The organism is Dechloromonas hankyongensis, from assembly GCF_022012295.1.
In the GTDB taxonomy this organism is placed as follows: Bacteria; Pseudomonadota; Gammaproteobacteria; order Burkholderiales; family Rhodocyclaceae; genus Azonexus; species Azonexus hankyongensis.
The window spans coordinates 16,713-30,106 of the sequence record NZ_JAKLTN010000005.1; the positions used below are offsets into that span (position 1 = coordinate 16,713).

Genomic DNA, 13,394 nt, shown 5'->3' on the forward strand with positions numbered 1-13,394 from the left:
ACTGGATTCCTTTATTGGTGTGGTTTGAGTAGCATTAGCCACTTCTATTTCTTGTGCGCCGCAATATTAGCATGCGCGTAGCCCTCTACGTTACCTGTCTGGTGGACCTGATGCGACCGTCGGTCGGCTTCGCCTCTTTGCGCCTGCTGGAAGCGGCCGGCTGCGAAGTGTTTGTTCCGGAAGGACAAACCTGCTGCGGCCAGCCGGCGTGGAGCGCTGGCGAGCGCGCCGTGGCGGGCGATCTGGCGAAGAAGGCGATTGGCGAACTGGAAGGCTACGACTACGTGGTTATCCCCTCCGGTTCGTGCGCCGACCAGATCCGCAATATCTATCCGCAACTGTTCGCCGACGATCTGCAATGGGGGGCGCGCGCTCGGGCCGTGGCCGAGCGGACCTACGAATTGACCGCCTTTCTGGCCGATATTCTGAAAGTGTCAGCGGTGCCCGGCGAATTTGCCGGCAGCGTGACCTACCACGACTCGTGCAAGGGCTTGCGCGGCCTCGGTATCAAGCGCCAGCCGCGCGACTTGCTGCAGCGCGTGCCGGGCCTTGCGGTCAAGGAAATGAGCGATAGCGAGGAGTGCTGCGGCTTCGGCGGCGCCTTTTCGGTGAAATTCGGCGAGGTATCGACGCGCATCGTCGATCGGAAGTGCGATTCGATTGCCGCGGCTCAGGCCACGGCGGTGGTCGGCGGCGACCTCGGCTGCCTGCTGAATATCGAAGGCCGTCTGCGCCGGCGTGGCGACGATACGACGCGCGTGCTGCACATCGCCGAGGTGTTGGCCGGAGACGAGGCGTGACGGCTGCCGCCCGGCATTCGCAGGCCATGCACTTCCAGGCGCGAGCCGGCGACAAGGTGCGCAACCCGGTCCTGCAGCGTGCCCTGCAGAAGGCCAAGCCGCTGTTCGTCGGCAAGCGGGCCAAGGGGATCGCCGCGCTGGCCGAGGATGGCCTCGATTTCGAAACCCTGCGTATCGCCTGCGAAGACATCCGCAACCGGACGCTGGCCGATCTTGATGTCTGGCTCGACATCTTCGAACAGCGGGCCATGGCGAGCGGAGCCGAGGTGCTTTGGGCGCGCGATGGCGAAGAGGTCGGCCGGCTGGTCGTCGACATCGCCCGTCGCCACGGCGTGACCGAGGCGACCAAGTCGAAGTCCATGCTGTCCGAGGAGGCGCATCTCAACGAAGCCCTGGCTGAAGCCGGCATCCGGCCGGTGGAGACCGATCTCGGCGAATACATCGTGCAACTGGCCGGCGAAACGCCGTCGCACATCATCGCCCCGGCCGTGCACAAGACCATCGAGGAAGTCGAGGCCCTGTTCGCCAAGGAGCACGGCCGCCCGATCGAAATGCGGACTTCGGCCGACATTCCGGACATGACCCGCGAGGCACGCAAGGTGCTGCGCCAGCATTTTCTGAGCGCCGAAATGGGCATTTCCGGCGCCAATTTTCTGATTGCCGAGACTGGCACCGCGGCGCTGGTCACCAACGAAGGCAACGGTCGCATGGTGACGACCCTGCCCAAGGTGCACGTGGTGGTTACCGGCATCGAGAAGGTCGTGCCGACGCTGGAGGATTTCGCCACCCTGATGCGCTTGCTGCCGCGCTCGGCGACCGGGCAGAGCATCTCCAATTATGTGTCGCTGCTTACCGGCACCAAGCGGGATGGTGACCATGACGGCCCGGAAAAGACGGTCTTCATCCTGGTCGACAACGGTCGTGCCAATCTGCTCGGCTCGGCCTACCAGGACATGCTGCGCTGCATCCGCTGCGGTGCCTGCATGAACCATTGTCCGGTCTATTTTTCGCTCGGCGGCCACGCCTACGGCTGGGTCTATCCGGGGCCGATGGGCTCGGTGCTGACGCCGCTTTACACCGGCATCGAAAACGCCCTCGACCTGCCGCATGCCACCACCGGTTGCAACCAGTGCGGCAGCGTCTGCCCGGTGCGCATCCCGCTGCCCAAACTGATGCACCGCTTGCGCGAGGAGCAGGTCGAGCGCGGCCTGCGCCCGTGGTCCGAGCGTCTGGCGCTCAAGGCCTGGGCATGGGTGGCCGGGCATCCGGCACTTTATCGCTGGGCCACGCGGCGGGCCATCCGCTATTTGAACTGGCTGGCCGACGACGCCGGCCGCATCCGTATTTTCGGCCTGGCGCCGGGGTGGACCGCTGGACGCGATCTGTCCGTCGGCTCGGGCCGGACGTTTCACGAACTCTATAAAGCAAGAAAGCGAGCTTGAGCATGGAATTTGCAGCCGACGGCCCGATGGCCATCCCCATGTGGGTCAATGGTCACGCCTTTTTGACCGTCACCAGTGACTTCTTTACCGTGACCAACCCGCAGACCGGCGAAGCGCTGCGGCGCGTGCCCTTGTGTGGCGCCAGTGAGGCTGCCGAGGCGGTGCAGGCGGCGCAAGCCGCGCAATCGGCCTGGGCCATGATGGGCATGCCGGCGCGCCGGGTCTGCCTCGGCCGCCTGGCCGATGGGCTGGATCGCTATACCGGCCATTTCGCCAAGCTGCTGCAGGCGGAATGCGGTTTCGACGAGGCGCGGGCTACGGCCGAGGTCGGTGAAGCGGTCGAAGCTCTGCGTGGCGCGTCGGTCGGCGAGACCGGCGTGCTCGGCGTCGTGCTCGATGCTTCTCGCCCGCTCGCTGGTTTTGCCGAAACCATCGCGCCGGCGCTGATGGCCGGTGCCACCCTGGTCGTCAAGCCGAGTCCGAAGGCGCCGTCGGCGGTCTTCGCGCTGTGCGAACTGACCAGCCGGGAAGAATGGCCGGCCGGCGTGGTGAACCTGGTGCACGGCGATGTCGCCGCCATCGAGGGGCTGTGCGCCAGCTCCATCGATCGCCTGGTCTATTGCGGCAATGCGGCGCTCGGGGCGCAGATCGGCGCCATGGCCGAAGCGGCCGGTAAGGCCTTCGAACTGAAGGCGGCCTGAGCGTGCGCATCGTCCAGCTCGAGAGCGAAGGGCTGGTCGCCGACGTGCGGCGGCCGGCCTTTGCCCACGAATGGGTCGAATACGGCAAGACCCTGCCGGGGCAAGTGGTGGAGCGGCTGGCCGGGGCGACGGTGGCCCTCATCAACAAGGTGCAGATCGATGCTGCCATCCTCGACCGCCTGCCCGAACTGAAAATGATCGCCGTCGCCGCCACCGGCACCAACTGTGTCGACTTGGCGGCGTGCAAGGCGCGCGGCATCGTCGTCTCGAACATCCGCGGCTATGCCGTGCATACCGTGCCCGAACACGTCATGGCGCTGCTCCTCGCCCTGTCGCGCAATCTGGTCGCCTGGCGCGAAACGCTGCAGGCCGGCGGCTGGCAGAAATCCGGACAGTGGTGCTTTTTTGACCACCCGATCCGCGACCTGCACGGCGTAACGCTCGGCCTGATCGGTAGCGGCACGCTGGGCAATGGTGTGGCCCGCCTGGCCGAAGCCTTCGGCATGCGCGTGCTGCGCGCCGAACGCAAGGGGGCGGCAACGCTACGCCCCGGCCATGTCGCTTTTGACGAGGTGCTGGCCCAGGCCGACGCGATCAGCCTGCATTGCCCGCTGACCGACGAAACCCGTGGCCTGATCGGCGAGGCAGAATTGCGCGCCATGAAGCCTAGCGTCCTGCTCATCAATACGGCGCGCGGCGGCATCGTCGACGAAGCCGCTTTGGTCCGGGCGCTGAAGGAAGGCTGGATCGCCGGCGCCGGCTTCGACGTGCTGACTGCCGAACCGCCGTCCGACGATCATCCGATGGTCGATGCGGGCCTGCTCGCCTTGCCCAATTTCCTGCTCACCCCGCATGTCGCGTGGTCCAGCCGGCCGGCCATGCAGACGCTGGCCGACCAGCTGATCGACAACGTCGAGGCTTTCGCGGCCGGCACGCCGCAGAACCGGGTGGCATGAGCGCCAGGGACGACATTCTCGGACGCGTCCGTCAGGGCGTCGGCAAGGGCGACTTTGTCGGACGGCGGGCAGCGGCCGAAGCCATGCTCCGCGCCCCGCTTCGCGGGCCGCAGCCGGCAATCTCGGGCAGCCTGGTGGAGCGCTTTCGGGTCAAGGCCGAAAGCCTGGCCAGTACGCTGGATGCGGTCGCCGACCGGCAAGCGGTGCCGGCTGCCGTGGCCGCTTATCTGACGGCGGCTCATTTGCCTCTGCGTGTCGTCGTGACGCCCAATCTGGGCAACGTGGACTGGTCGGGCCGTGCTATCGCCAGCGAAGCGCGCGGCGCGGTCGATGCCGATCAGGTCGGCGTCACCGGCTGCTTCTGCGCCGTGGCCGAAACCGGCACCTTGATGCTGCTGTCCGGGCCCGACTCGCCGGCCACCGTCAGCCTGTTGCCGGAAACGCACATTGCGCTGGTCGACACCACGCGTATCGTCGCCACCATGGAAGAGGCCTTCGCGCTGCTCCGGGTCGAACGCGGCGAGGTGCCGCGGGCCGTCAATTTCGTTTCCGGCCCGTCGCGGACCGGCGACATCGAACAAACCATCGTCCTCGGCGCCCACGGGCCTTGCCGGGTGCACCTGATCCTGATCGGAAACCCATCATGACCATCCGCTTTGCCGTGCGCGGCGACCATATCCAGCTCGACCAACTGCTCAAGGCGACCGGCCTGTGTGAATCCGGCGGCGCGGCGCATGCGGCGATCGCCGAGGGGCGGGTCAAGGTCGATGGAGTGGTCGATACCCGCAAGCGGGCCAAGCTGCGGCCTGGACAGGTGGTGGCGTTTGCTGGCGAGACCGTCGAACTGGTCGCCGAATAGGGGTTGTTTGGTGTTTGGGTTCAGCTGGCCGGCTGACCAGGGGACTGGCCCGTAGCGACTGGCGCCAGCCGGAAGCGGCTCAGCCCCGTACTTTGTCGAAAATATCGGCCGCAGCTTCTTCGGCTTGTTTATCGGCAGTCGATGAGGCGCCGAAATAGCTGAGCCACTCCGTTTCCGTCATGTCTTGTTCCTCGACGGTCGGAATGCGTCTTTCGGTATGGCGCCGGCGGTCCTTCCAGCCATCGGGCGGCCCGAGATCATCGTCGCGGCGGTCTGTTGCTGCGCGTGTCTTGTGTTCCTTGCCCATGCCTGAATCCCCGGTTTTTCTTGCGACCAAGTTGTATTGTATTTCAGGATCTATGTCTTTAGTCGTGTCTAATTTAACGCAGCATGGGATGTTTTGAACAGGCCACACCCGTTGATTTTGACCCGGCGCTTTGCGCGCCATCCAGGCTGCTTTCCAGAGCTTTTCGTGGGAATGGACGAAAAAAAAGCGGGAGACCAGCTCCCGCCAAGCGGAGTCTGCCCCCGATCTACTGGGGTAGGAGGAAAGCGGCTTTTTCCCGAACCTTGATGTCCGGGTTGTCGACGGCGACGATGTCGAAGTGGATCGGATTGGAGCCGACCTTGCCGGCATCGGGCGGCACGCGGACGACGGTGTTGTACGAGGTCAGGCCGGCAGCGCCGGCATCGACTTCCGGATTGCCGGCGATCTCGGCACCGGGCAGGCCGTCGACGCTGATCCGGTAGCGGTGCGGGCGTTCCTCGGTATTCATGATTTGCAGCATGTAGACGTTCTCGATACGTCCGTCGTCCGCCTCGCGCGCCAGCACCGAACGGTCGCGGATGATATCGACCTTGAGCGGGATGCGGTGGGCGAGGAACCAGGCGCACAGGCCGAGAATGACGGCCAGAATGGCGGTGTACAGCAGGATGCGCGGGCGAACGATGTGGGCCAGGATGGCCTTGCGGTCGAGATGCTGCGCCATGGCGTTTTCGGTCGAGTAGCGGACCAGTCCGCGCGGCTGGCCGGTCTTGTCCATGACCTGGTCGCACACATCGACGCAGGCGGCGCAGCCGATGCACTCGTATTGCAGGCCGTTGCGGATGTCGATGCCGGTCGGGCAGACCTGCACGCACAGGCCGCAGTCCACGCAATCGCCGAAGCCGGCCGCTTTGGCATCGACCCCCTTCTTGCGTGCTCCGCGCGTTTCGCCGCGTTCCGGATCGTAGGTGATGATCAGTGTATCCGGGTCGAACATCACGCTCTGGAAGCGGGCATAAGGGCACATGTACTTGCACACCTGTTCGCGCATGAAACCGGCGAACAGGTAGGTGAAGCCGCCGTAGAAGAAGATCCAGAAAGTCTCCCAGGGGCCGAGGTTGCCGGTGCGGACGTTGTTGATCAGTTCATTGACCGGCGTGAAATAGCCGACCAGCGTGAAGCCGGTCCATAGCGACAGCAGCAGCCAGAGCAGGTGCTTGGTCCCCCTGATGCGGATCTTGCGCGTATCGAGCGGCGCCTTGTCGAGCTTGATGCGGGCATTGCGGTCGCCTTCGACCCAGTTTTCTATCCACATGAAAAGCTGGGTATAGACCGTCTGCGGGCAGGCATAGCCGCAGAACAGGCGGCCGGCGACGGCGGTGACCAGGAATAGCGCATAGGCGGAAACGATGAGCAGGGCGGCCAGGTAAATGACGTCCTGCGGCCAGAACACCACGCCGAAGATGTAGAACTTGCGTTCGACCAAGTGGAGCAGGATGGCCTGTCGGCCATTCCAGTTCAGCCACAGGCCGCCGTAGAAAATGACCTGGGTCAGCACGACCAGGGTGATGCGCCAGTTGTCGAAATAGCCGCGGATGCCCTTGGCGTGGATTTTCTTGCGCTTTTCGTAAAAAGAGACTTGGGCAGGAATTTCCTGCGCGCGGGCTTCTGACTGGCTCATCGGTCCTCGTTGGCTGGGTGAATAAGTCGGAAACCGTGACCGCTGACTTCGGGCGACCTGGACGCATCAAGCTGGCCGCGCGGCGAACTCAAGGGGGATATGCGGCCAGGAGCCGGTTGGCCAACCGCTGCCCATTGGGTGGTGAGGAAAGCGCCGTGGGCAGAGGGGTCATCGGTTTCCGGTAGGGCTTATATCAAGATGCATGCCCGTTTTGATCAAGGTCGGAAGCCGTTGTTAATCAATTGGTTGTAATTCCTTGGTCGGGCTGGTCTTGCTATTTGGCGGGTCGGTGTGTCAATAATGGCGGACGAACTTTGCCGTGGTGACAAAATTGGCATGCCAGCACATTCGCTCAATGAACTGATTTCCTTCCTCGACGGCTTGCCCGAGCCGCGTATCGTGATGGATACCGACTACCGGATCGTCGCCGCCAATGCCGCCTATGTCCGGGAATTCGGCGGCGGCCAGCCGCTGGCCGGGCGAAAGTGCTATCAGGTGTCCCATCATTTCGACGTGCCCTGCGACCAGGCCGGCGAATCGTGCCCGCTGAAGCTCAGCCTCGAGGGCGGCGAGCCGCAGCGCGTGCTGCATCTGCACCACACGCCGCGCGGCGAGGAGCACGTCGCCGTCGAAACGACGCCGATCCGCGACGATCAGGGCAGGATCACCCATTTGGTCGAAACCATGCGCGTCGTCCGCCAGGCCAGTAGCCGGGCGGCTGCGCAGGGGCTGGTCGGCCGTTCGCCGGCCTTTGTCGGCATGCTGGAAAAGATCCTGCGCGTCGCCCCTTCCGACGCTGCGGTGCTGTTGTTGGGCGAAACCGGGACCGGCAAGGAACTGGTCGCCCGGGCCATACACGAGGCCAGTGCCCGTGAAGACGGGCCGTTTGTCGCCGTCGACTGCGCCGGGATGACGGAAACCCTGTTCGAAAGCGAGCTGTTCGGCTACGAGAAAGGCGCCTTCACCGGTGCCATGGCCCGCAAGCAGGGGCTGGTCGAGGCGGCGGCGGGGGGCACGCTGTTCCTCGACGAAATCGGTGAGTTGCCGCTGGCCTTGCAGGTCAAGCTGCTGCGTCTGCTGGAAACCGGTACCTATCGCCGGGTCGGTGGCCTGGACTGGCTGCCGGCCGATTTCCGCCTGGTCACCGCCACGCACCGCGACTTGCGGGCCATGGTGCAGGCCGAAACCTTCCGCCGCGACCTGTATTTCCGGATCAATACCTTTCCCATCCATGCGCCGGCCTTGCACGAGCGGACAGAAGACATCCCCCTGCTCGCCGCATCGCTGCTTGAGCGGGTCGATCGCAAGGCGGGGCGCCGCTTTTCGCCGACGGCGCTGGCCTGGCTGTCCGAACGGCGGTTCGCCGGCAATATCCGCGAACTGCGCAATCTGATCGAGCGCGCCACCCTGCTCGCCGATGGCGAAATCATCGACCAGCCGCACCTGACCGAACTGGCCGACGACTTGCCGCCGCTGGCCCGGCCGGCCGCCGATGCCTTCTCGGTAGGCGAAGTGGTGGCGCTGGATGATCTGGAACGGAGCTACCTGGCGTGGGCGAAAGCCCGGCCGGGGTTGGACATGGCCGGCCTGGCGGCCCGCCTGGGCGTCAGCCAGCGTACCCTGTACCGCAAGCTGCAGGCACTGCCGCCGGCCTGATTCCATCCAGACCGGCGCGCATACGATCAGACCGACACGGAGAGCAGGCTGCTCAGGGCCGAATTGCTGCTGTTGTCGTTGAAGCTGCCGTAGGCGTGCATCAGTTGCATGATCTTGAACATGACCTGGCTGTCGCTGTTGGCGGCCGCCGTCGTGCTACTGGCCGTAGTGCTCGCCGTGCCGGTGGTGTCCGTGCCGGTGCTGGTCGACGACTTGCTGTTGTAGGCCTGGGCCTCGCTGAACGAGACCTTGCCGTCGCCGTCGGTATCGGCGGCTTCGAAATTCTGCACGACGTTGGAAATGAACGAAGAGCGCTGGCTGTCGCTGCTGCCGATATCTTCCAGCTGGCTGCTCAGTTCGTCCTTGGTGAAGCCGGCGTCGTCCTGCGGCGGCGGGGGCGGCATGCCGCCCATGCCCTGCGGGCCGTGTCCGCCATGGCCTTGCATGCGCATCTGGGTGAACTGGCTGTCGAGTTTTTCCTGCAGCTTGGACAGCGTCGTGGAAAATTCGCTTTCGGTGACCTTGCCATCGCTGTCGCTGTCGAGCGCCTGAAAGACTTCGTCGGCGCTCGATGAACTGCTGTCGCCGCCGATCTTGGCAAATGCCGAAAGCAGGTCGCTTTTTTCCAGGTAGCCCTGGCTCTTGGTGTCGAGTTTGGCGAATAGCTGGCTGATCGAAGAGTTGCTGTTAACGCTGCTGACCATGATGATCTCCTTAAATAGTCAATGAATCGGGAGCCCGGGGCGGGTTGCATGATTCTGAGCAATTTATCGGCCAAAAGCGCCTGAAACTGGCGGTGATTCGCGTTAAACGAGGTAAATTTCGGTTAACGAAACAGCGTTTTTGCGCTGTTTTGCTCGAAATTTGGTTGTTTTTGCGTGTTTTTCGGGAAAAAATGGCCGCCGACAAATACTGCCGACCGCCGCTTTGCCGGCCAGTCGTAAATATCTGTAAAGCCCGCCCCGCCCGGATAGGTCGCCCGTCGCGCCTTGGCTATCATTGAGCTTTCTCAACGAATTCATCGGGATATGGCGCACATTCTTCTGGTTGATGACGATGTCGAGTTGGCGGGCATGCTGCGCGACTACCTGGACGGGGACGGCTTCACCGCCACGGCCGTCCATGATGGCGAAGCCGGCGTCGCCGAGGCCCTGTCCGGGCGCTACGCCATCGTCGTGCTCGACGTCATGATGCCGAAGCTCAGCGGCGTCGAAGTCTTGCGCCGCATCCGGGCGGCCAGCCAGGTGCCGGTGCTGATGCTGACCGCCAAGGGTGACGATATGGACCGCATTGTCGGCCTTGAGCTGGGGGCCGACGACTACGTACCCAAGCCTTGCCTGCCGCGCGAACTGGCGGCGCGCTTGCGCGCCATTCTGCGCCGCACCCAGGCGGCTGAATCGGCCAGCGCTCCGCTTTGTGTCGGCCCGCTGGCGGTCTATCCGGAGCAGCGGCGTGTCGAATGGCAGGGCAGTTCGGTAGACTTGACCAGCACCGAGTTCAATCTGCTGGAAGTGCTGGCCCGCAACGCCGGGCGCCCGGTGAGCAAGGGGGCCTTGTGCGAACAGGCTCTCGGCCGGCCGCTGGCGCGCTTCGACCGGAGCATCGATGTCCATCTGTCGAGTATCCGCCACAAGCTGGGGCTGTTGGCGGACGGACGCTCCTGCATCCAGACCGTGTTCCGGCAGGGCTACCAGTTGATTCGGGAATAGCGTGGGACGGCTGTTCTGGAAGCTGTTCCTGTTCATCTGGCTGGGCCAGATGGCAGCCGTCGCCGGCACCGGGGCGCTGTTCTGGGCGGAGCACCGCGGCCTGCTCAGCGCCATCGAGGGCGAGCGGCGGCCACCCTTGCTGCCGGACGAAAGGCGAGGGGAGGGGCCGCCCCGGCCCCCGCCGTTCTCGCCCGATTCGCCGCCCTTCGATGACAGGCCGCCGCCACCTCGGTTTCGACCGGGACCGCCGGGCCAGCATTTACCGCTGTGGCCGCTTTTTGCCGGGTTCGTCGCCAGCCTGTTGTGCGCCGGCGGGGTGGCGTGGTACTTCGCCCGGCCGATCCGCCACCTGCGCAGCGGTTTCGATGCGGTTTCCAGTGGCGACTTGGGGGCGCGCGTGATGCCGGGAATGGGGGCGCGGCGCGATGAGCTGGCCGATCTCGGTCGCGATTTCGACCATATGGCCGACCGCTTGCAGGCGGTCGTCGAAGGCCAGAAGCGCCTGTTGCACGATGTGTCGCACGAGCTGCGCTCGCCGCTGGCCCGCCTGCAGGCCGCGGTCGGCCTGGCCCGCCAGCAGCCGGAGCGGACGGAAGACACGATGGCCCGCATCGAGCGCGAAAGCGAGCGGATGAACCGCCTGATCGGCGAACTGCTTACCCTGTCCCGTCTGGAGGCGAAAAGTGCCGTAGAGCTCGGCCCGGTGGATATGGACGAGCTGATGGCCGGCCTGGTCGAGGACGCCCGTTTCGAAGGCATGGGGCGCCACATCGACATCGACTACGCGCCGACAGGCATGGCCAGCGTGCTGGCCAACGGCGAACTGCTGCATCGCGCCATCGAAAACGTGGTGCGCAATGCCCTGCGTTACGCGCCAACCGACAGTTCGGTGCGTATCGAGGCCGGGGTGTGCGCCTCCGGTGTCTTTCGCATTTCGGTCCTCGATTGCGGGCCAGGGGTGGCCGACTCCGATCTGGCAACGATTTTCACGCCCTTCTTTCGCGGTCAGGCCATGGCCGGCCATGAGGGGTATGGCCTCGGGCTGGCCATCGCCCGCCGGGTGGTCGAGAGCGTCAACGGGACGATTACCGCGACAAACAGAAAAAATGGCGGCCTTGCGGTGTGCATCGAAATCCCGCTTTCAACAACATAGTCGTTTGTTTTCAGACGCTTGGTACGTTGGTGTGGTCATGACGCCGGCACCCGTGCTATGGGCGTTGGCCATCGCCGATAGGTGATGCCATGGGCGGCGTAGATGGGGCATGTCATTGAAAAAAGACGGTTTTTTCCCGGCAAATTTGTGATTTATTTCTCACTCCGTTTTACTAATTCCTACTAAGAGGTAATACGTACTACCTATAATTGCCGGCATTTACTTGGAGTCGCTCCTTCTTTTGAGGTTTCGGTCGCCGTGCCGGAGGTCGAGTTCCTGTCAAACGAGTTTCCCTGTGCCGAATATCAAATACAACGCCGTTGCCTCCCTCTTCCTCGCCGTGACCATTCCGGTTCTTGCCCAGACGGCATCGGCGCCGCTTCCGGTGCAGTCGACCTTGAAGGATGTGGCGCAACGCGCGGTTCTCAATAGCCCGGAAGTGACGTCTAAGTGGCACAACTACAAGGCCGCCGACGAGGAAATCGGTGTCGCCCGCGGCGGCTATTTTCCGCGCGTCGATCTGTCCGCCGGCGGCGGCCGCGAAAGCCTGCGTCAGCCCTCCGCAGCCGACCGCGACTACACCCGCAGCGGTTACGTGCTCAGCCTTAACCAGATGTTGTTCGATGGTTTCGCCACGCGCAACGAGGTGCGCCGCCTCGACAAGGCCCGCCTGGTCCGCTATTACGAACTGCTCGATGCTTCGGAAACCGTCGCTCTCGAGGCGTCGCGCGCCTATCTCGACGTGCTGCGCTATCGGCAGATGGTCGATCTGGCCAAGGACAACTATGTCCAGCACAAGGCGACCCACGATCAAATCCAGCGCCGCGTGCAGAGCGGTGTCGGGCGTCGGGTGGACCTCGAGCAGGCGGGTAGTCGCCTGGCCCTCGCTGAAATCAACCTGGTTACCGAGCAGGCCAACCTGCACGACGTTTCGGCGCGTTACCAGCGCCTGGTCGGCACCCAGCCGACCGGCGCCATCATTGCGCCGATCCAGGTCAACAGTGCCTTCCCGGGGCAGGCGAAGAGTGCCCTGGATACGCTGCACCGGAAAAATCCGGCCCTGCTCGCCGCCACCGAAAACATCGAGGCCAGCCAGTACGAGATCGATGCCCGCCGCGCCGCCTATTCGCCCAAGCTCGATTTCCGCGCCCGCACCGACCAGACCAAGAACTACCTGGGCGACGAAGGCCAGCGCGATTACAAGGTGGCCGAGTTGGTCGTCAGCTGGAACCTGTTCAACGGCGGTTCCGACCGCGCCCGCGAAAAGCAGACCATCGAAAAGAAGAACCTCGCGTTCGACATGCGCGAAAAGGCCTGCCGCGACACCCGCCAGACCCTGCTCATCGCCTATAACGACGCCCTGCGCCTGAAAGAGCAGTCGGCCCATCACGCCCGCCAGGTCGCCATGCTGGAAAAGACTCGCGATGCCTACCGCGACCAGTTCAACGTCGGCCAGCGTACCCTGCTCGATCTGCTCGATACCGAAAACGAACTGCTCTCCGCACGCCGTTCCAGAGTCAATGCCGATACCGATTTGAGCTTGGCCTATCTGCGCACCTACGCCGGGATGGGAACGCTGCTCGAATACCTCGGTCTGCAGCGCCTTGATGCCCCGACCCCGGAGGCCAGCGAACTGGCCGAGGTCGATCCGTCCCTGCTGTGCCCGAGCGATCCGATCGCCCTTGACCTGACCGATCGCGAGGCGCTCGATGCCAAGGCGGCAGCCTTGAACGCCACGCGTCCGCAGTTGGTGCCGGCACCGGTGCCAGCGCCGGTTGCTGCCGGACCGGAGTCCGACATTGAAAATCGCGTCAAATCCTGGGCGGCGGCCTGGGCGTCCCGCGATTACGCGGCCTACACCGGTTTCTATGCACCGAGCTTCACTCCGGACGGCGGCCTGTCCCGCGAAGACTGGGCCCAGTTGCGCCGTGGGCGGATTTCGCCGCGGGCCGACATCGGCGTCGAGATTCAGGAGTTGAAGGTCCGCATGGACGGTCCCGACCGTGCCTTTGTCGAGTTCCGCCAGGTCTATTCGTCCACTGCTTTCAGCGATACCACGCAGAAGACGCTGGAGATGATCAGGGTAGGTGGCAAGTGGCTGATCAACCGCGAAAGCTCGGTGCCCTGCGTCGGCAACACGGTGGGTGGCTGCAAGCCGAAGCGCTGACTGTC

Annotated in this window: 14 protein-coding genes; 10 read left to right on the forward strand and 4 right to left on the reverse strand. The window is 64.3% G+C overall.

Annotated elements, in window-relative coordinates; genetic code table 11:
• The first annotated feature begins 71 nt into the window (after positions 1-71).
• From LZ012_RS17400 to LZ012_RS17425, 6 genes are read left to right on the forward strand one after another with little or no spacing between them, the layout of a single operon-like run.
• Positions 72-800, forward strand: a complete 729-nt coding sequence (locus LZ012_RS17400) for a (Fe-S)-binding protein (RefSeq protein WP_275712173.1) — start codon at positions 72-74, stop codon at positions 798-800.
• The gene (locus tag LZ012_RS17405; RefSeq protein ID WP_338033173.1) at positions 797-2,242 is read left to right on the forward strand and encodes a lactate utilization protein B; all 1,446 of its coding nucleotides are present in this window, start codon (positions 797-799) and stop codon (positions 2,240-2,242) included. Before LZ012_RS17400 ends, LZ012_RS17405 begins: the two co-directional genes overlap by 4 nt.
• A gap of 2 nt (positions 2,243-2,244) precedes the next feature.
• Positions 2,245-2,943 carry an aldehyde dehydrogenase family protein gene (locus LZ012_RS17410; protein ID WP_275712174.1) on the forward strand — a complete coding sequence of 233 codons (699 nt, stop codon included), beginning with the start codon at positions 2,245-2,247 and terminating at the stop codon, positions 2,941-2,943.
• Positions 2,940-3,899, forward strand: coding sequence for a D-2-hydroxyacid dehydrogenase (locus LZ012_RS17415; protein ID WP_275712294.1), 960 nt, complete (start codon positions 2,940-2,942; stop codon positions 3,897-3,899). The genes LZ012_RS17410 and LZ012_RS17415 overlap by 4 nt, the downstream gene beginning before the upstream one ends.
• Positions 3,896-4,546 (forward strand): LutC/YkgG family protein, encoded by a 651-nt coding sequence (locus LZ012_RS17420; protein WP_275712175.1) that lies wholly within the window; start codon positions 3,896-3,898, stop codon positions 4,544-4,546. Before LZ012_RS17415 ends, LZ012_RS17420 begins: the two co-directional genes overlap by 4 nt.
• Positions 4,543-4,758 carry an RNA-binding S4 domain-containing protein gene (locus LZ012_RS17425; RefSeq protein ID WP_275712176.1) on the forward strand — a complete coding sequence of 72 codons (216 nt, stop codon included), beginning with the start codon at positions 4,543-4,545 and terminating at the stop codon, positions 4,756-4,758. Before LZ012_RS17420 ends, LZ012_RS17425 begins: the two co-directional genes overlap by 4 nt.
• Before the next feature lie 79 nt (positions 4,759-4,837).
• Here LZ012_RS17425 and LZ012_RS17430 read toward each other — a convergent pair whose 3' ends face one another.
• On the reverse strand, positions 4,838-5,065 hold the full coding sequence (locus tag LZ012_RS17430; RefSeq protein WP_275712177.1) for a hypothetical protein: 228 nt from the start codon (positions 5,063-5,065) through the stop codon (positions 4,838-4,840).
• A 226-nt stretch (positions 5,066-5,291) separates the two neighbouring features.
• Positions 5,292-6,704, reverse strand: coding sequence for a cytochrome c oxidase accessory protein CcoG (ccoG, locus tag LZ012_RS17435; protein ID WP_275712178.1), 1,413 nt, complete (start codon positions 6,702-6,704; stop codon positions 5,292-5,294).
• A 336-nt stretch (positions 6,705-7,040) separates the two neighbouring features.
• Here ccoG and LZ012_RS17440 point away from each other — a divergent pair, with 336 nt between their 5' ends.
• A complete protein-coding gene (locus tag LZ012_RS17440; RefSeq protein WP_275712179.1) occupies positions 7,041-8,360 on the forward strand; it encodes a sigma-54 interaction domain-containing protein in 1,320 nt (439 codons plus the stop codon).
• A gap of 26 nt (positions 8,361-8,386) precedes the next feature.
• Here the strand turns inward: LZ012_RS17440 and LZ012_RS17445 are convergent, their stop codons facing one another.
• Both LZ012_RS17445 and LZ012_RS17450 read right to left on the reverse strand, forming a co-directional pair.
• Positions 8,387-9,064: an EF-hand domain-containing protein gene (locus LZ012_RS17445; protein ID WP_275712181.1), complete on the reverse strand. Its 678-nt coding sequence runs from the start codon at positions 9,062-9,064 to the stop codon at positions 8,387-8,389.
• Between the two features lie 122 nt (positions 9,065-9,186).
• Positions 9,187-9,360: a hypothetical protein gene (locus LZ012_RS17450; protein ID WP_275712182.1), complete on the reverse strand. Its 174-nt coding sequence runs from the start codon at positions 9,358-9,360 to the stop codon at positions 9,187-9,189.
• Between the two features lie 28 nt (positions 9,361-9,388).
• Here LZ012_RS17450 and LZ012_RS17455 point away from each other — a divergent pair, with 28 nt between their 5' ends.
• The 3 genes from LZ012_RS17455 to LZ012_RS17465 all read left to right on the forward strand — a co-directional run bounded on the left by LZ012_RS17455 (position 9,389) and on the right by LZ012_RS17465 (position 13,389).
• A complete protein-coding gene (locus tag LZ012_RS17455) occupies positions 9,389-10,069 on the forward strand; it encodes a response regulator transcription factor (RefSeq protein WP_275712183.1) in 681 nt (226 codons plus the stop codon).
• Position 10,070: 1 nt separating this feature from the next.
• Entirely contained in the window at positions 10,071-11,222 is a 1,152-nt protein-coding gene (locus LZ012_RS17460) for an ATP-binding protein (RefSeq protein WP_275712184.1), read from the forward strand.
• 295 nt (positions 11,223-11,517) lie between these two features.
• Positions 11,518-13,389 carry a TolC family outer membrane protein gene (locus tag LZ012_RS17465; protein WP_275712185.1) on the forward strand — a complete coding sequence of 624 codons (1,872 nt, stop codon included), beginning with the start codon at positions 11,518-11,520 and terminating at the stop codon, positions 13,387-13,389.
• Positions 13,390-13,394 lie beyond the last annotated feature (5 nt).